The sequence below is a fragment of the Zeaxanthinibacter enoshimensis genome (assembly GCF_004362865.1).
Taxonomy (GTDB): domain Bacteria; phylum Bacteroidota; class Bacteroidia; order Flavobacteriales; family Flavobacteriaceae; genus Zeaxanthinibacter; species Zeaxanthinibacter enoshimensis.
In genome coordinates this window covers 1,284,420-1,302,953 of sequence record NZ_SNYI01000001.1, presented here as the reverse complement: position 1 = coordinate 1,302,953, position 18,534 = coordinate 1,284,420, and the positions used below count along the sequence as shown (strand labels likewise).

The following is an 18,534-nucleotide window of genomic DNA, read 5'->3' as shown; positions in this document are numbered from 1 at the left end:
AATCAGGAGTAGGAAAGTACCGACATAGAAATTTTTCCTTAATTTTGAGAACCAAGAGCAAACAAGTTTCCTTGGATGAACCTCAGATTCACTTCTCTTATCCTGTTGCTATTACTCGCCAGCTGTGGTGCAGTAAAGAAAAAAACTACCTATTCTGAAGAGCGTAAAGTTAGCGTGAGTGGCACGCCGAAAACCGGAGAACGGATAAATTCCACCAACCCTGATCATCCCACTTTCGAGGAACCAAAATCTACCCTGCCAAAAGCCACAGAAAAGGCGGAAAGGATCATCAACACCGCGTTGACTTTTTCAGGGGTTCGTTACAAGTACGGGGGGACCACTGAAAAAGGGATGGATTGCTCCGGGCTACTCTACGTGGCCTTCGGGGAGCACGATGTGCCGCTTCCCAGGGTATCTCACCAGATGGCCGAGGAAGGAAAACGGATCAGGGTAGAACAGGTTGATAAAGGAGACCTGCTATTTTTTACCACCGGCCGACGGAACCATAAGATCAACCACGTAGGACTGGTGGTTGAAGTAGATGGGGATGATATCAAGTTCATCCATTCGACCACCTCCAGGGGGGTCATAGTTTCCTCTCTCAAAGAAGGATATTGGAACTACGCCTTTGTCAAGGCGGCCCGTATCCTCTGATGACCGCGCTCCGGTTCATACCGATCCAACTCACGTTTTGCCTTGCACTCGGCATTTGTCTGGCCCGGCACCTGGAGCTCGATGCCTTTACCTGCCTTTTCTTACTGCTGTGTTCTTTCAGCTGGCTTGCCATTAGGTTCCATAAAAGAGATCGCCGTTGGTATTCTTATGAACTTATGGTGGGGCTGACCGTTGTTCTCCTGGGTATTTTCAGTACTGAACTAACCCGGGAGAAAACTGCAGTTCTGCCAGGAGGCTACCAGCAATGGCATTTGCGGATCACTAAGGTGATGAAATCAAGATCATATGCGGATCAGTACCAGGCCGAGATCCTCCATATGAATACACACAGGAGCCGGGGAAAATTACTCCTGAACCTGCCTCCTGCTCCTCCCGGGAAATCCCTGAAGATCGACCAGGAAATCCTGGCCATGGGAAGAATCCAGCCCATCGCCCCTCCCTTAAATCCCCACCAGTTCAACTACCAAAAGTATATGCAGGGTTTGGGGATCAGTTACAGTTTAAGACCAGGCCGGGAAAGTTTCAAATTACTGCCGGGATCCGGGACCTCGCTGGCGGGGGTTGCAGCGCAATTCAGAAATACGCTGATTGACTCGCTCAGGGCCTCGGGAATCAAAGGACAGGAACTGGCAATAATACAGGCACTCCTCCTCGGGGACCGGAATGCTATTGATGAAGATGTATACGAAGCCTACAAGGATGCCGGGGCCATCCATATCCTGGCCGTTTCCGGTCTCCATATCGGGATCATTCTCTGGATATTTAATTACTTGCTGGGATTCCTGGATCGATCTTCCGGGGGAGCGACGCTCAAATTGGTATTGCTGGTCTTCATTCTCTGGAGCTACGCAATTATCGCCGGACTTAGTCCATCAGTGACCAGGGCTGTAAGCATGTTCTCCTTTGTCGCTTATGCACTGTATCTGAACAGGCCCAGCAACAGCTTTAATATCATGGCCCTGTCCATGTTCTTTATCCTGTTGCTCTTTGATCCGAACCTGCTGTTCCAGGTCGGGTTCCAGTTAAGTTATGCTGCCGTACTGGCTATACTGTGGGGGTATCCGAAAATCGCCAGGATCTGGCAGCCAAAGAATTTATTCCTAAGAAGGGCCTGGCAGCTGACGGTGGTTAGTTTCACCGCACAGCTGGGCGTGTTCCCGCTGAGCCTGTACTACTTTCACCAGTTTCCGGGGCTTTTCTTCCTGAGTAACCTGGTGATTATTCCATTCCTGGGGATCATCCTGGGCTCCGGGCTGGTCATCACAGGGTGGGCAGCCGCCGGCGAGCTCCCCCAGTTCCTGTCCGAGTTCTATGAGCTGATGATCCGGACGCAGAACCAGGTGGTTCAGTGGATATCCTCCCGGGAGCAATTTGTATTCCGGGAGATCAGTTTTGACCTGCCTATGCTCTTATTCAGCGCTGTCCTGGTTATCCTCTTATTTAGTTACCTTGAAAGACCTGCCTTGAAAAAGGCGGTAGTTTTCTGCACAGTTTTCCTGTTTCTACAGGCCTATACTGCCGTCGACGTATACAGGACCAGGAAGAGCGAAGCCCTATGGGTCATGCACCGTCCGGGCCAGACACAAGTACTTCACCGGGTCGGGCAACAGTTGACTTCCTACTCTTCAGGAAATATAAAAGTGCGCACAACGGAAGCTTTCCGGACAGGGGAAAAGATCCGGCAATGGCGCAATGATTCCCTCGGGAATTTCTACCGGTATGGAGATGCCGATCTCGTTATCCTGGAGCAAAACTCACCGGTTTACGATCTCCCCGTTTTTCCTAAATGGGTGTTACTTACCAATTCTCCCGGTTTTCACATGGACCGATGGCTGGAGCAAATCTGCCCGCAACAGGTCATCGCCGATGGCAGTAATTACTACAGTTCCGTGGAACGTTGGCGTATAAGCTGCATGCAGCGCGGCATTCCTTTCCATTATACCGGAAAAGACGGAGCATTTTTACTGGAACCGGAACCCTGATTACCTTATCCCGTGCATCATACGTTTCAGCGGCTTGTTCAGCACTATGGAAATTAAACCGATCCCGATACACAGTACAGTAAAGATCAGGAAGAAACTACTGAGGGAATATTCGGCCGTGATCTGGTCTATCATTCCCCCAAGGGTACCCGCCATTTTCTGGCCGATGGCGATAGCCAGGTACCAGATCCCGAACATAAACCCTATCATTCGCGGGGGGACTAATTTACTCAGGTAGGACAAGCCTACAGGGGAGACACACAGCTCACCCGAAGTTATCAGCAGGTAAGAAAGAATAAGGTAGATCATGCTCACTGATGCCGTAGCCGCCCCCTGTGGAATACTGAGCGTTCCAAAGACCAGCACCCCAAAGCCCAGGCCTTGTAATATCAGGCCTATTCCGTACTTATGGGCTGCACTGGGGTTGTATTTACTTTCCCACCACCTGGAGAACAAGGGCGCCAGGGTGATGATAAAGAAGGAGTTAAGAATAGCAAACCAACTAGCCTCCACTTCGTTCCCCTCCTGGGCAAACTTGTCGTACAAACGGAAAATAAGTAACCCCCAGATCCCGGCAAAAGCAAGTCCGAGCGCCCAGTTAGACCAGGGTATCCTGGAATAGGTTTTCTTGAACAACAGGTATAATACCCAGGTGATGATCATCATGGGCACAGTGGTAAGCAGGGCATCCACTATTTTAAAGACCAGGGAGGCGGAACCGGTAAGGGTGCGGTTGGTATAATCACGCGCAAAGATGGTCATGGTACCGAGGTTCTGTTCAAAGGTGGCAAAGAATATGACCGTGAACAGTCCAAAGATGGCAACGGCAAAAATCCGGTTCCGGATCACCGGGGTATAGCGCAGCGTTCGGCTCACGATAAGTACCAGGAATAGGATCAGCGATATAAGTACGGTTGCATTGGAACCTTCCATTCCCATCAATTGAAAGTCCAGGAAATTGATCCCCTCTATTTTAGAGATCGGGTCGTTAAAAAGGTATAACAGGCCACCGAGGGAAGAAAGGAATATCAGGATATAATCTACTGTTGTAAAAGGATTCAGCTTCTCTTCATCCGGATCTGTTTGGTCTACCTCACCTTCTCCAAAAACTTCGGAGGATTTCATGGGCTTATCCCCTATCCTGCCAAACAAAGGGCTGGCCAGCCAGAACTGCAGCATACCGAGGAACATGAAGATCCCGGCAAGACCGAAACCCCAGGACCACCCGTAATTCTCTGCCAGGTATCCGCAGAGCATCATCCCGAAGAAAGCGCCTGCATTGACCCCCATATAAAATATGGTATAGGCACCATCCTTTTTAGACTCTTTTCCCCTGTACATCTCAGAGATCACAGAGGTAATATTAGGTTTAAAAAAGCCGGTACCGATGATCAGGAAGGCAAGCCCGAGATAAAGTGCCCAGACAGTTTCGATCGCCATACAGGCATGGCCCAGGGTCATGATAAAACAGCCGATGATGATCGCTTTCTTATAACCTATGAACTTATCGGCAATGTAACCTCCCAGGATCGGGGTCAGGTATAAAAGGGAAGCATATGTGCCGATGAGGGCCAGGGCGTGCTCCCTTGGCCATTCCCAGCCCGGGTTATCGCCAAGGATCGGGGCGGTCAGGAAAAGCACTAACAGGACGCGCATCCCGTAAAAGGAAAATCGCTCCCACATTTCTGTAAAGAACAATACAAAAAGCCCGGCCGGGTGGCCGAGCACTTTATCCTTAAATAGATTCTCGATATCTGTGTTCATAAGGCAGTTTGGTTTTGGCTGTTAATGGTGACCACCAAAATAATAAAGTTCCGATGATATCGGTACAATACTGCCTTAAAATTAGCCCTGTATCGAATGATCAGTGAACATTCCCCATCAGTCTTTTCATCAAGGGAGCCGTTACGAGAACGATTACAGCAGCCCCCAGGGCATACTGGGCAATAAGCTCAAAACCATTGATATAGATATCCAGGGATTCAAAGCCCCCTACATTGGCATCGTCACTTTCAACGGCCAGTTGTTTCCCTATGAATCCTACTACCTGGAAAGCAAAGGCAGAGGAAAGGAACCAAACTCCCATCATAAATGCCACGATCCGTTTTGGGGATAGATCCGTGATCTTGGACAAACCTACAGGGGACATGAACAGTTCCCCGACCGAGATCAGGAAATACATGATCAGCAGGTAGCTGAAGGGTACCATCCCATTCTCATCCGCACTTCCGCCACTCAGGGCCAGGATATAGAAACTGATACCTGCAAAGGCCAGTCCCATACCGAACTTATAGGGTGTTCGGGGGTTCAGGTTCTTCTTAGAGAGGTAGGTGAATAAGAGGGAGATCGGAATAGAAAGAATGATAATATACATGGAATTCAGCGCATTGGTCTGGGCCGCATCCACTATACTCAGGTTTACGTTTCGTTCTGCAAAGAGGGTGATCACACTTCCTGAAAGTTCGTGGAAGCCCCAGAAAATGGTCATAAAAAAGGTGATCAGGACAGCCATGAAAAGCTTCTTACGCTCATCAAGGGTAGCCTTGTACATAATGTACCCCAGGTAAACCAGTATAGTTACCCCCACCAGCTTAAAGATCACGTTCACGATATTCTGGTCTTCAAAGAACGTCCCTTCTGCACCCAGGGGACGGTATGATGAAAGCAGGAGCGCGATCACCGGTGCCGCAGCAAAGGCCAGAACAGGCACGAGAACTCTCTGTTTTATCCCGACAACTTTCTTTTCCAGGACCTCCTCGCTGGGCGGCATCCCTTTATCCCCGAAAACATTTTTCCTGATCCCGTTCCAGAAGAAAATAAGTCCCGTTAACATCCCGATCCCGGCCAGACCAAAACCATAATGCCAACCGTATTCACTTCCGAGCCATCCACATAGAAGCGGAGCAGCGAAACCACCAATATTGATCCCCATGTAGAAGATCACGAAGCCGGAATCTTTCCGGGGATCACCATCCCTGTACAATGATCCCACAAAGGTTGAGATATTTGGCTTAAAGAAGCCATTCCCAACGACGATCAGGGCCAGGGCCAGGTAGAATGCCATGTTGTTCTCAATAGCCAGCACAAAGTGTCCCAGGGCCATTAGCACCCCTCCTAAGAAGATCGATTTCCGCATTCCGAGGATGGTGTCAGAGATCCTTCCCCCGACCACCGTAGAAGCATAGACCAGTGATCCGTAAGAGGAATAAACTGCAGCGGCTGCATAATCCCGTGCCGCCAGGGCCTCAAAGATCACGTTCACCATATAGAGCGTTAGGAGGGCTCGCATCCCGTAAAAACTGAATCGCTCCCAGAGCTCAGCAAAGAAAAGGTAAAAGAGTCCTTTTGGATGGCCGAACATCTGCTGTTCTTCCATGAATTCGGTTTTAGTATCCATGATCAGTTAACTATTTATTGGTTATCAGTTTTCAGTAAATTTTCAATCATAAAATCGGTCATCTTGGTGTACAGGTGCAACCTGGTGTTACCCCCGTGAATACCGTGATTACGGTCCGGGTAAATAGCCCAGTCAAACTGTTTGTTGGCCTGAACAAGGGCTTCGATCATCCTCATGGTATTCTGGACATGAACGTTATCATCACCCGATCCATGTACCAGCAGGTAATCCCCTTCTAACAGCTCCGGGTAATTCAGCGGAGAATTTTCATCATATCCGGAGGCATTCTCCTGCGGAGTACGCATATATCGTTCCGTATAGATGGTGTCATAAAAACGCCAGCTGGTAACCGGGGCTACAGCAACAGCCATTTCAAAGGTGTCATTCCCTTTAAGAAGGCAATTGGTAGACATGAAACCACCGTAACTCCATCCCCATATCCCGGTGCGGGCCGGATCTATATAAGGGAGTTCACTTAATTCCTTGGCCGCTGCGATCTGGTCTTCCACTTCGTACTTGCCCAGCTCCTGGTATGTCACTTTCTTAAAATCGCGTCCTTTTAAGCCGGTACCACGTCCGTCCACGCAGGCTACGATAATACCCTTAGCTGCCAGTATTTGGTGCCAGTAGTCATTGGTTCCCATCCACCGGTTGGCTACTTGTTGTGACCCCGGGCCACTGTACTGGAAGAGTAAAAGCGGGTATTCTTTAGATGGGTCAAAGTCCGCTGGTTTAACCATCCACATATTTAGGTCATTCCCGTTAATACTGAGGGTGGAGAAATCTTTTGGACTAAATTCGTAGTCCTTCAACATATCTTTCAGCTCACTGTTATCCTCCAACTCCTTGACCAGTTCTCCATCTTCAGCCAGGTGAAGGGTATAGACCGGGGGAGTTACCGCGTTAGAAAAGGTATTGATGAAATAGGTGAAATCCGCACTGAAATCGGCAAGGTTAGTACCGTCCTGTTTCGTCAACCGCAGTTTATCCCCGCCTCCACTGCTGATGGCGTAAACATCACGGTTAATAGAACCGTTCTCGGTAGACTGGTAATACACCCTGTCTTCTTCCTGGTCATACCCGTAATATGCAGTAACCTCCCAGGGGCCTTTTGTGATCTGGTTCATAAGTTCTCCATCTTCGTTATAGAGGTAAAGATGGTTATAACCGTCGCGCTCACTTGTCCAGATAAAGCTGTCATCGGCAAGGAAAGTCAGGTTATCATGGATGTCCACGTAAGCATCATCCTTTTCGGTGAGCAGGACAGACACTTTCATATTCTTGGCGTTCACGTCATACAGTACCAGCTTGTTCTGGTGACGGTTCAGGGTCTGTACACTAAGATGTTGCGGATGGTTCCTCCATTTTATTCTGGGGATATAATAGGGATCTCCCAGGTCTACCTTTGTAGTTTCTCCTTTTTTCAGTTGATAAATATTAAGGGATACCCCGGCATTTTCTTCCCCTGCTTTAGGATATTTGAATCGGTACTGGTATGGGTACAACTCCTGCCCGAACACGTCCATGGAAAATTCAGGTACCCGGGATTCATCAAAACGGAGGAAAGCGATCCTGCTGCCATCAGAATTCCATTCAAAGGCTTTTACAAAAGCAAATTCCTCTTCGTACACCCAGTCGGTTACCCCGTTGATAATACTGTTGATCTTACCATCATTGGTAACCTGGGTCGTTTCTGAGGCCTGGAGATCCAGGACGTACAGGTTGTTTTCGAAGACGTAGGCGACCTTAGATCCGTCTGGGGAAAGAGAAGGTTCCTGGATCTTTTGCTCGGAGATCCGGGTCAGTTCTTTGCTTTCCACATCATATACATAGTAAATCCCAAGCCTGGAATGACGGAAAATAGGCTCCACTTCGGTTGCGAGGATAACCTTGGATTCATCATCACTGAATTCGTAAGAGGTAAAATAAGGGATCTCGTCAAAATCAGCAGAGGTGACCAGGGTTTCTACCTTTTCCTGGGTTTCGTAATTATAAAGGTCCACCGTACTTACGCGGCTGGAACGGTTAAAATTGAGGACGCTGTATTGCTTTCCATTATCCATGGAATTGAGAACTTCAAGACCCTCTGTACCGAAGGTGCCATCGTAGATCTCTTCGAGGCTTATCTGCTTTTGCTGGCCTATAGCCAGTTGCATAACACTAAGACATAAAAAAGATAAAAGGGGAACTATTTTCATGAATTGACAAAAATTGATTAAAAACCTCCAAGTTTACTAATATTTTCACGAATAAAATAACTTTAAACTCTAAATATGATAAGGAATTCACCTGATCACGGCAGGTGATCCCCGGCTGCAGATTTTACACTTTATCCTTATCTTTGAATGCATTAAAGAAAAAGGCATGACCCCCCCTATTGAAGGATTCTCCAAGTTATCCAAGGAAGAAAAGATCGACTGGATAGCGGCCCGGTTCACAGACAATTCGGAAGAGACCAAGAAGACCCTGAAACGATACTGGAACCAGGATAAACAGCTGCAACAGCTGCATGATGAATTCATTGAGAACACCATCAGCAATTACTATCTACCATTGGGTATCGCCCCTAATTTCCTGATCAACGGGAAGGTCTACGCCATACCTATGGCCATTGAAGAGAGTTCCGTAGTTGCCGCAGCGAGCAAAGCAGCAAAATTCTGGTTAGAACGTGGCGGATTTAAGGCTGAAGTCCTGGGGACAGAAAAAATTGGGCAGGTTCATTTTACGTACGCCGGTGAAGCCGATCAACTGGAAGCATTTGCCGGGAGAGTCATTCCGATCATGAAGAAAGACGTGGCTGATCTTACTGCCAAAATGGAAAAGAGAGGCGGGGGTGTGCGCTCGATAGAACTCAGGGACAAGCGCATGGAACTGGAAGATTATTTTCAATTGCACTGCACTTTTGAAACAGCTGATGCAATGGGAGCTAATTTTATCAACTCCTGCCTTGAACAATTTGCTCAGACCCTGGAACGAGAGGCCAAGAACGACCCGCAGATCGAGGAGGATAAACTGGAGGTGATCATGAGCATCCTCTCCAATTATGTTCCCAATTGCCGTGTCAGGGCAGAGGTAAGCTGCAAAATCGAGGAACTGGACGAGCACGATAATATCTCCCCTGAACAGTTCGCGGAAAAAATGGTGCAGGCGGTGGCCATTGCGAAAGCAGAGCCTTACCGGGCGGTGACCCATAACAAGGGTATCATGAATGGGATCGACAGCGTAGTCCTGGCCACAGGTAATGATTTCCGCGCTGTGGAGGCCGGGATACATGCTTATGCTTCAAAGGATGGCAGCTATACCAGCCTTACCCATGCCAGCATTGAGAACGGGATATTCAGGTTCTGGATAGAAATACCCCTGGCCCTTGGAACCGTAGGCGGACTCACCGGGTTGCACCCCATGGTTCGCTTATCACTCGATATACTTCAGAAACCCTCAGCAAAAGAATTAATGCAGATTGCGGCAGTTGCCGGGCTCGCCCAGAATTTCGCCGCCCTGCGTTCCCTGGTTACCACAGGCATACAACAGGGGCACATGAAAATGCACCTGCTTAATATTCTGAACCAGTTAAAAGCAAGTACCCCGGAGAAAACTGCCATTGTACAGTTGTTCCGCGATCGGCAGGTGACCCACCGGGCTGTAGCGGAAGCCCTGGAGAAACTACGTTCGGCTTCATGAAAAATAAATTCTACAGCCATGGAAAATTACTGGTCACCGGTGAATACGCAGTTCTCGATGGCGCATTAAGCCTCGCCCTGCCCACCCGCTACGGCCAGGTCATGGAAGTGGAAGAAACCGAAAACCCTGTTCTTCTCTGGGAAAGCCGGGACGAACTGGACCAGGTATGGTTTAAGACAGAAATTCCCCTGCCACTTCAGGACCCGGAGACACCAGGTAAGGGAGCGACCACGGAGACCGAGTTAACCCTGAGAAAACTGTTACAAGCTGTGGAACATCAACGCCCTGGTTTTTTCTCAGCCGCTAAAGGCTATCGGGTGGTTTGCCAGCTGGGATTTCCACGGGACTGGGGGCTGGGCTCTTCTTCTACCCTGGTTAATAACATAGCACAATGGACAGGTACGGACCCCTACAAATTACTAAGCATGAGTTTTGGCGGGAGTGGGTATGATATAGCCTGCGCGAAACATGCTTCACCCATTCTCTATCACCGTGCCGGGACTGATCCAACTGTGAAGACAGTAGATTTTAATCCGCCTTTCCGGGATTCACTCTATTTTGTACACCTCAATAAGAAACAAAACAGCCGCGAAGGGATAAGGAGGTACAGGGAAAGCCAGGCCGATAAATCAGGTCTGGTACGCGAACTGAGCGAGCTTACCCACCGGGTAGTGGAGGCGAAAACCCTGCAGGAGTTCTCGGCATATATGGTAAAGCACGAGGAGCTGATCTCCAATACTATTGGCTTACCAACGGTAAAGGAAAGCCTGTTCCCGGATTACAGCGGGAGTATAAAAAGCCTCGGGGCCTGGGGTGGTGATTTCGTGTTGGCCGCAGGCGGACCGGAAACACCCGCATACTTTTCAAATAAGGGTTATAAAACCATAGTCCCTTTCCGGGAAATGATCCTATAAAAAAAGCCCCGTTAAACGGGGCTTTATCATTCCTTAGAATTACTTATATCATTAATAGAAAGAAGCGCGGTTATCTTCGATCTCCGCTTTTTCCTTTAACGCGTTGTACACGTCTACGTTAATACGGTTTGCATTATTAGCCTGTAAACTCCTGGCGTATGTGATATAATTGTCCAGCTTAGGAGCTTCTGTCCTATTGGTCACCTCTATCATAAATACCCCGGTCTCCCCAGCAATCAGTCCGGAAGTTTCACCTTGCTTCATAGAGAACGCAGTTCCCACAACCATCGGCTCGCGTCCCGCACCCGGGATGGTAGGAGATTTAACCGTCAGGGCAGATGCAGTAGAGATCGTACTGTTATTAGCAGAGGCAATGGCTTCCATGGTTTTACCCTGGTTGGCATTTTTGATCATCTCTGCTTTTTTCTTTTTCCTGAGTATAGGCAGAACGGTTGCAGAAGCATCTTCCACACTCATGGTCCCTTCCTTGTACTTTTCAGTCAACTGAACAACAGCATAACCATTGTTAATATTAAAACGCTTGATATCTCCAACTTCGGTATCAGGGTTAAATGCCCATTGCACGATAGTTCTCTGAGCCCCGAGTCCGGGTAGATTCTCATCCATGGCCTTGATCTTATTCACAGGGCGGAGTAAATATCCATTTTCATTACTAAGCTCAGTCAATGGTTTGTCACCCGAGGTAGCTGCCATCTCAAATTTGGTAGCATCAGTGAACAGGGAATTAATTGTTTCTTCAGAAGGCTCGATAGCCCTTGACAGGGTAGCCAGCTGAACAACATCTTGCTTATCATCAACCTTGACGATGTGGTAACCAAACTCGGTTTCCACCAATCCGATGGTACCCACGGCATTGTCAAAAGCAAAATCATTGAACTTTGGTGTCATAACCCCTTCCTGGAAATACCCGAGGTCTCCACCCTGGGGGGCAGAAGGTCCGTCCGAATTGTCTCGTGCCAATTCTGCGAATACAGTTCCTTGTTTCTTGGCTTCAGCTAAAAGCTCCTGGGCTTTGGCCTCTGCCTCTTCTTTTGTTCTTTTTACATTTGGATTCGCTCTCCTGGCTCCTTCGTAAGCGATCAGGATATGACTGGCCTTTACACTTCCGTTAGCCTTCTTATCGACCATCTTAGTCACCTTAAGCGCGCCATTGTCTTTATATGGTCCGAAGATCTCACCTACAGAAAGATTAAAGATACTATCGGCAAACTGGGTAGGAAGTTCTTTCTTCGACTTATAAATGGTATCAAATTTAGTATCTGAATTCCTGTCAAGGAATGCGTCGTAATCAGAAGTATTCACAAACCCTGCGATAGTATCGGTGGTATCTTCGCTTTCTATATACTCTACACGGTCTTTCAATAAAGCGGTGATATCATCCTCGATGGCTTTTTCGTCAGCAGCGGATGGCATCTCCTGGAAGTACACGAACTGGATATCCCTTGCCTTCTCTTGTTTAAAAGTCTCTTTGTTCTCTTTAATATAAGTCTGGATCTCCTTTTTGGATACAGTTACACTGCTATCCGGTATAGAAGAATAAGGTACCCTTACATATTTGATGTCTACCTTGTTGTTAGAAAGCTGGTAATCCAGCTCTCCTTCTTTCAGGGTTGCACCTACCCCGGCCCTTACCAGGTTCAGGTACATTTGTTCCTTGGCTGCCTGCACTATAGCATCCTCATCTTGTAACCACTGCTCGTACTGAGCAGGGGCAGTAGCTTTCAGCTCCGCGATGAACTCCCGGAACCTGCGCTCGTCAAAGTTCCCGTTTTCGTCCTGGAACTGTGGATTTTGTACAAAGGCAGGGTTACTCCTGATAAGATTGATGATCTGGTCTTTTTCAATGGCAATACCCAGGTCGTCAATCTGCTGGTCAAGGATAGTAGTCCGCAGCATTTGGTTCCATACACTGTTAACAAGCTGCATACTTGTTGTATTAGGCCCCACCCTTCTGGAAAGACGTTCTACCTGGTTACGGAAATCTTCGATCGGGATCTCTTCTCCGTTGACCTCTGCTACGGTCGAACCAACTTTACCATCCGAAAATCCGTTACTGGTAAAAATTCCTGAGATCACGAATGCAAATAGCGCAAGCCCGATGATCAGGATCAGGACAGTAGTCCGTTTTCTAATGTTTTCTAATATTGCCATTTTTTTGGTGGGTTTAAAATCAGTTGGCGAAAATACCACTTTCCATCAAATAATAAAAGCACTAAAACAGTGGATTCTACAGATATCGGCCTTAATCCTTATCCAGTACTTCTACGGAGACCAGGTCTATTTTGTGGTTAGAGGATTCGAGAACGGTAAACAGGAAATTTGACACTTTGATCTGGCTGTCCTGCTCCGGTATTTCCCCGGTTTCGTTTACGATCAGACCGCCCAGGGTTTCGTATTCTTCACTTTCCGGAAGTTCCAGTTTATAGTTCTCATTGATATAATCTACTTCCAGACGTGCGGAGAATTTGTAAGTGGTAGTTGTTAATTGTTCTTCATGGAGATCGGTGGAATCGTGCTCATCTTCAATTTCACCGAACAGTTCCTCCACGATATCTTCTACCGTCATTACCCCGGAGGTCCCACCGTACTCATCCAGAACCACGGCCATACTCTTGCGCTTTTTAGTCAGCACATTGAGGATATCCTGGATTAACATGGTCTCCGGAACGTATTCCACGGGCAGTAATATGGTTTTTATGGTCTTGGGTTTTTTGAACAACTCGTACGAGTGAACATAGCCAATGATATTATCAATGGTATCTTTAAAGACCAGGATTTTAGAGTAACCGGTTTCGCTGAATAGCTTTGCCAGGTTTTTAGGCGTTTCATGCAGCTCTACGGCCGTGATCTCTGTCCGCGGAACCATCACCTCCCGTGCTTTCACAGCTGAGAATTCAAGTGCATTCTGAAAGATCTGTATTTCGGAATCTACTTCATCTGCCGCTTCCACGGTTTCCATCTGTTCTGTAATATAATCCCCCAATTCTATCTTACTGAATGCCAGCTGCACCTCATCGCCATCGGTTTTAAAGATCGCTTTAAGAATGAAATCGGACACCCGAATTACAAAATCGGAGATCAGCGAAAAGAAGAAATAGAAGACATAAGCGGGTGCTGCCAGGGCTTTTAAAAGTGAATTCGCATAGATCTGGAACAAAACTTTCGGTAAGAACTCGGCCGTTACCAGTATGATCACGGTAGAGATGACAGTCTGGGTTAGCAGGCTGAAATCTGTCAGCATCAACCGAAGGAATCCCCCGGCATGGGGTAAGATACTGCTGAACCAGGCCATCAGTAGTTCGCCCATGTATAACCCGTAGATCACCAGCGCGATATTATTACCTATAAGCATGGTCGCAATAAACTTGGAAGGCTTATTAGTGAGGCGTGCGAGAACCTTGGCCAGGAAGCCTTCCTGCTTTTTCTCTATCTCTATATGGATCTTGTTAGAGGAGATAAAAGCGATCTCCATCCCCGAAAAAAAAGCGGAGAGGAGTAAAGAAATGAGGATTACAATAATTTGTGTTTCCAATGTGATCAGGGCTTATCCTGCTGTCTGTTTTCAAACTTCTTGCGGTAATTGCGGCGGAAAAGAAACATGGCCACGGATACCACCGCAAAGAAAATGAAAATATACGTACCGTCCCGGTCCACATTCCAGAGGCTGAAGATTTTGTATATCGATACAACGGCCACAGCCAGGTAGAGATACTCTGTATACCTAAGAATCTTTATCATGATTGGTTTTCTTTTATGGTCATAAGACCATAGGTTTTATGTGCATTAAAATATTGGAAATCCCTGTCAAAGTCCATCCCTTCCCCGTCCATCACGGTTCCATCTTCAGGATTGGTATAACGGAATTTTCGCTGAGTGAATATCCACTCGTTCTCGCGGTCCCAGAACAATTGGGGAGCTTCCAGTTTTTTCCCGTCATGGGTTTCAATGACCACGTTTCCCCGGAGATCGATCAGATCCGTGGCGGAATAAATGATGGCATAATCCGCATTGATCACGCTTTTATTATTATCCTCATCAAAGAACTCGACCTGCAACCCTTCAGGAAATGTTCGGTACGGAAATGCCAGGTTATCAAAATCCTTGCTCACCGGGCTTTCCAGTATCGCTATCACCCTTGAGCTGCCAATATCTTCACCTTCCAAAGGTTTGGGAGTTTCGGTATATGTTAAAGTAAAATTCCGGGCGACCCCCTGGGGATAAACTTCCTCCCCGGCTTCCTCACCCACTCTCCTGTAAGTGTCCTGACAGGATATAAAAAGTATTGCCACAGTAAAAACTGTGGCAATGAACTTAAGTTTATTTGGAAGCGTCAACCGCATTCTTACAGGTTAGGCACTTTTACGCTACCTCCGACCCAACAGCTAAAGCTAACGGTCTTACCGGCCATCCCGGAATTAAAGATATCCGTTTTAGATGGTGCTTTCGCGTTGTAGCTGGCGGCAGACTGGTTTGCAGTGCTGCTTAAAGCAGGGTCAACCCTTGCGGCACGGTTAGCCATATCAGCAGCTTTCCAGTAGATCGCACGCTTTTCAAATGGAGTGCTTCCACAATCGTTAGCACTGCTAGCATATAAATTAGCGATCAGCAAATATGCCCTTCCGTTAGACGGGTTGGCATCGATAGCCTGTTGTGCGAAGTTACGGGCTTCAGACTTGCTCGTCCTTCTTACGATGGTAGCAATCTTGTAAAGGATGTTTGATTTCTTGTTCGGGTTTGTTTCCAGTTCAACCGCCTTACGAAAATCAGCCAAGGCACCTTTGTTATCGCCTGCTTTCTGCTTCAGTGTACCACCATAAAGGTAAGCACTTGCTGAGGGCTCGAGTGCAAGCTGGGCTTCGAATAATTTACGGAACAGAGGATCGTCAGTACATTCTTTGCTGAACATTCTTCCTACTGCACGCTTAACCCAATTGACATCGCCTTTCTTATTTTCAAAGTTCTTCTCGTATAAAGGGATCAGGTTATCACAATCGGCCAGTCCTCCCAGTTTAGAATCGATACTGCTAGCGATCTTACCGTAGGTTTCCGAGTTGTTGGTGGCCACCCTTAGTTGAGACTTCTCGCGTCTTGTCAGTGTTCCGGCATCTTCTTTAGGAAGGAGCTTAGTGATCTGATCAGTCAGTTTTTGGTTCTCCTCTTCTAATTTTTCGGTCACATCATCATAGGCGTCAAAAACGTCCTGAAGGTCTTTTTTACCTGCAGCGTGAAGATCTACCAGGCTGGAAAAGTAGAGGTAAAGAGCTTTAGGGTTTTTAAAATTCTCCCTGTCCTCTTTAAAGGCCTTGTCAAGCATAGAGTGCAGCTCCTCGTCAGAGGCCATCTTATTATCATACTTTAGGATCGCCTTATCTATAGCAACTCCTGCTTTGCTGTACTTGGCAGGGAAGTGCTCAAGGCTGGCGTCATACAGGGCCATCAGGTCATTGATATACCCATCTTTCTCGGCGCCACTGCTGTTATCAATCTTGTGCATTAATATTTTCTCCCCCAGGGAAAAGTTAGCCTTATTAATGGCAGGACAGTTATCGTAAACCATTTTCCAAGGAGTGTAAGCAGCATCGTAATTCTTCACTTTTGCATGCTCAGCATAAATGGAGAGATTTGTCATACACTCCGGGTTTTGCGCCTGCGAAAAACCAAAGGTAACAAGCCCAAAAACCGCAATCATCATTGCGTAAAAATCCTTTTTCATCTTAGTCTTCATTTAATGTGGTTAAAATAGTAAATTTTTGTCAATCTATTTGCCTTTTTCGGAACCATCTGTCGCTGAGAGACAATCCTACATTGACTTTAAAATATGTTTCTTCTATCAGGTCAGCTACCGTTGTTCCTCTCCTCCCCACTTCAAAGCCGAGGTTAAGATTAGAAAACTGGAAGCCCAGCGGTATACCAAGACCAAAAGTTATGCCAAAGTCTTTGATCTCCTTATCACGTATCACCAGGCCGCTGTTATTCATCCTGAGTCCTGCGCGGTAGGTGATCCGGTTCAGCACATTGTTAAAAGACGTGTAATCAGGGATATAGAATCCCCCCAGAGAGAAACTCGTGGCATCCTGGTAGACAGCTTCTTCGAGTTGCACGAATTCGTTCCTGAAATCACTCATGGGTTGCAGGGTGTATTCGGCACCGACAAACCAGTGCAGGTCTTCCCCGACACCAAGTCCTAAGGTTGTGGCCGTGGGAACTTTTATCTCGGTCCTGTCCAGCCCCCTTGCGGCAAGATCTATATCAAAAATCTCTATCTCTCTCCCGGTAGTGGAAGAAAATGACCCGATTCGCTGGTCATTATCAGATACCAAGTTAGCCTGGGTGTTGACCCGAAGGGAGGTATACAGGGTTAGCTTATCCGTGATCTTTGGACTATAGGTTGCCCCGTAATTAAAGTCATATCCGTTCACTCTGGATTCGCGGACGTCCAGGGTTCCGTACTGTACATCTTCCACCGTCTGTTCGCGGCGATTTTCCAGTTTCCCGAAATTAAAATTAACCGTAGCCCCCAGGTGGAGATCCTTAAGTAATTCGTAGCCCAGTGATAAGTAAACTTTATTAAGTCCACCTTCACCGGAAAAACGGTTGGTAACCTCGGCCCCGTTGCCATTCACGCTGCTGCCGATCAGGTTATACCCTACTGAAGAATAAGGCTGCAATCCAAATCCAGCACCCCATTTCGGAGCAAGGGGAATTCCGATGGCAATGTAATCGAGATTGGTTACGGAAGTACTTTCCTGATCTGTAAAACTTTCAATGCGCATCTCTGAATGCGACAGACCCGCGGTATAGGTAGTCCGCCTTAGTTTTCCATAGGCTGCGGGATTTTGGAAGTTGACGTGTATACTATCTGTATACATTCCAAGCCTTCCCATCATCTGATTATCTACTGTAGCAGGAGACCTGAGATCTCCAATTCCGAAGTAAGAGTAAGGTGATACTGTACCGTCCTGAGCACATACGCCGTACAATGCAAAGCACAGTATTGCAGTTACTATTTTTTTTACCATTTAACGTTTGTTGTATTCCAGTAGATAATTCAAGCCCTCGAGCAGGAATTTAGAATGCGCAAATATGGTATTTTTTAATCGTTTAGACAAAAATTGCCCATCACCCCCTGTTAAAATAACTGTTAAATATGAAAATCTCTCCCGGTATTGAGTGATGATCCCATCCATCTCCTGGCACATCCCGTTGATCACTCCACTATGAATACAACTATCCGTGGTATTCCCGATAAAGCCGATCATATCTACGGGTTCCAGGAGGGGGAGATTGGCGGTCTGCTGGTTCAGGGCTTTGTACCGCATCCGCAATCCAGGTGAGATTGCGCCCCCGAGGTATTCGCCATAATCATTAACCATATCATAAGTCACACAGGTGCCGGCATCAATGACCAGTGTATTCCCGTTCGGGTTATGGTAGAATGCCGCCGTTGCCAGTGCCATCCTGTCTACACCCAGGGTTGCAGGGGAAGCATAGGAGTTCTTGAAGGGCATTTTAAAGGAATGGTCCAGTACAAATACTTTGCAAAAAATAGAAAGCACATTCATCGCCGTTTTATCCAGGCAGGTCACGGAAGAGACCATGGCATACCGAATATTCGGGAATTGTTTAAATACAGATTTCACCTCTGAAGCAAAATTTCCCATGGCCGCAGTACGGTAGTCTGCGATCGCATTCCGGTTAAAGACAGCAAGTTTCACCTGGGTGTTCCCGGCATCGATGATCAGATTCATATTACAAAGATTGTAAAATGATAAAAACGAATTCCATTTTTTTCTTTTTTTGTTTGTAGTTCCTAAATTTGAAAGTATATTTGCCCCCTCTTAAAGCGATATACTTTTAGTTTCGC

14 protein-coding genes are annotated in these 18,534 nt (G+C 47.1%); 4 read left to right on the top strand and 10 right to left on the bottom strand.

Features of this window, described 5'->3' with window-relative positions; translation table 11 throughout:
- Window positions 1-75: 75 nt before the first annotated feature.
- Entirely contained in the window at window positions 76-654 is a 579-nt protein-coding gene (locus CLV82_RS05715) for a C40 family peptidase (RefSeq protein ID WP_133643316.1), read from the top strand.
- Window positions 654-2,657, top strand: coding sequence for a ComEC/Rec2 family competence protein (locus CLV82_RS05710; RefSeq protein ID WP_133643315.1), 2,004 nt, complete (start codon window positions 654-656; stop codon window positions 2,655-2,657). Before CLV82_RS05715 ends, CLV82_RS05710 begins: the two co-directional genes overlap by 1 nt.
- On the opposite strand, the gene CLV82_RS05705 is transcribed toward CLV82_RS05710, so the two are convergent.
- The 3 genes from CLV82_RS05705 to CLV82_RS05695 form a co-directional block, all read right to left on the bottom strand.
- Window positions 2,658-4,421 carry a peptide MFS transporter gene (locus CLV82_RS05705; protein ID WP_133643314.1) on the bottom strand — a complete coding sequence of 588 codons (1,764 nt, stop codon included), beginning with the start codon at window positions 4,419-4,421 and terminating at the stop codon, window positions 2,658-2,660. It lies immediately after the preceding gene.
- A 100-nt stretch (window positions 4,422-4,521) separates the two neighbouring features.
- On the bottom strand, window positions 4,522-6,054 hold the full coding sequence (locus CLV82_RS05700; RefSeq protein ID WP_133643313.1) for a peptide MFS transporter: 1,533 nt from the start codon (window positions 6,052-6,054) through the stop codon (window positions 4,522-4,524).
- Between the two features lie 14 nt (window positions 6,055-6,068).
- Window positions 6,069-8,252, bottom strand: coding sequence for a S9 family peptidase (locus CLV82_RS05695; RefSeq protein WP_133643312.1), 2,184 nt, complete (start codon window positions 8,250-8,252; stop codon window positions 6,069-6,071).
- A 166-nt stretch (window positions 8,253-8,418) separates the two neighbouring features.
- On the opposite strand from CLV82_RS05695, the gene CLV82_RS05690 reads away from it, so the two are divergent.
- Window positions 8,419-9,735 (top strand): hydroxymethylglutaryl-CoA reductase, degradative, encoded by a 1,317-nt coding sequence (locus tag CLV82_RS05690; protein WP_133643311.1) that lies wholly within the window; start codon window positions 8,419-8,421, stop codon window positions 9,733-9,735.
- Window positions 9,732-10,649 (top strand): GYDIA family GHMP kinase, encoded by a 918-nt coding sequence (locus CLV82_RS05685; protein WP_133643310.1) that lies wholly within the window; start codon window positions 9,732-9,734, stop codon window positions 10,647-10,649. Before CLV82_RS05690 ends, CLV82_RS05685 begins: the two co-directional genes overlap by 4 nt.
- A gap of 51 nt (window positions 10,650-10,700) precedes the next feature.
- Here CLV82_RS05685 and CLV82_RS05680 read toward each other — a convergent pair whose 3' ends face one another.
- The 7 genes from CLV82_RS05680 to CLV82_RS05650 all read right to left on the bottom strand — a co-directional run bounded on the left by CLV82_RS05680 (window position 10,701) and on the right by CLV82_RS05650 (window position 18,418).
- A complete protein-coding gene (locus CLV82_RS05680; protein WP_133643309.1) occupies window positions 10,701-12,821 on the bottom strand; it encodes a peptidylprolyl isomerase in 2,121 nt (706 codons plus the stop codon).
- A 91-nt stretch (window positions 12,822-12,912) separates the two neighbouring features.
- Window positions 12,913-14,202 (bottom strand): hemolysin family protein, encoded by a 1,290-nt coding sequence (locus CLV82_RS05675; RefSeq protein ID WP_133643308.1) that lies wholly within the window; start codon window positions 14,200-14,202, stop codon window positions 12,913-12,915.
- 5 nt (window positions 14,203-14,207) lie between these two features.
- Window positions 14,208-14,408, bottom strand: coding sequence for a hypothetical protein (locus CLV82_RS05670; RefSeq protein ID WP_133643307.1), 201 nt, complete (start codon window positions 14,406-14,408; stop codon window positions 14,208-14,210).
- A complete protein-coding gene (gene lptC, locus CLV82_RS05665; RefSeq protein WP_133643306.1) occupies window positions 14,405-15,010 on the bottom strand; it encodes an LPS export ABC transporter periplasmic protein LptC in 606 nt (201 codons plus the stop codon). The genes CLV82_RS05670 and lptC overlap by 4 nt, the downstream gene beginning before the upstream one ends.
- 2 nt (window positions 15,011-15,012) lie before the next feature.
- On the bottom strand, window positions 15,013-16,383 hold the full coding sequence (locus CLV82_RS05660) for a tetratricopeptide repeat protein (RefSeq protein WP_133643475.1): 1,371 nt from the start codon (window positions 16,381-16,383) through the stop codon (window positions 15,013-15,015).
- A 40-nt stretch (window positions 16,384-16,423) separates the two neighbouring features.
- Window positions 16,424-17,689: a hypothetical protein gene (locus tag CLV82_RS05655; protein WP_133643305.1), complete on the bottom strand. Its 1,266-nt coding sequence runs from the start codon at window positions 17,687-17,689 to the stop codon at window positions 16,424-16,426.
- Window positions 17,690-18,418 carry a type III pantothenate kinase gene (locus CLV82_RS05650; RefSeq protein ID WP_133643304.1) on the bottom strand — a complete coding sequence of 243 codons (729 nt, stop codon included), beginning with the start codon at window positions 18,416-18,418 and terminating at the stop codon, window positions 17,690-17,692.
- Window positions 18,419-18,534: the final 116 nt, after the last annotated feature.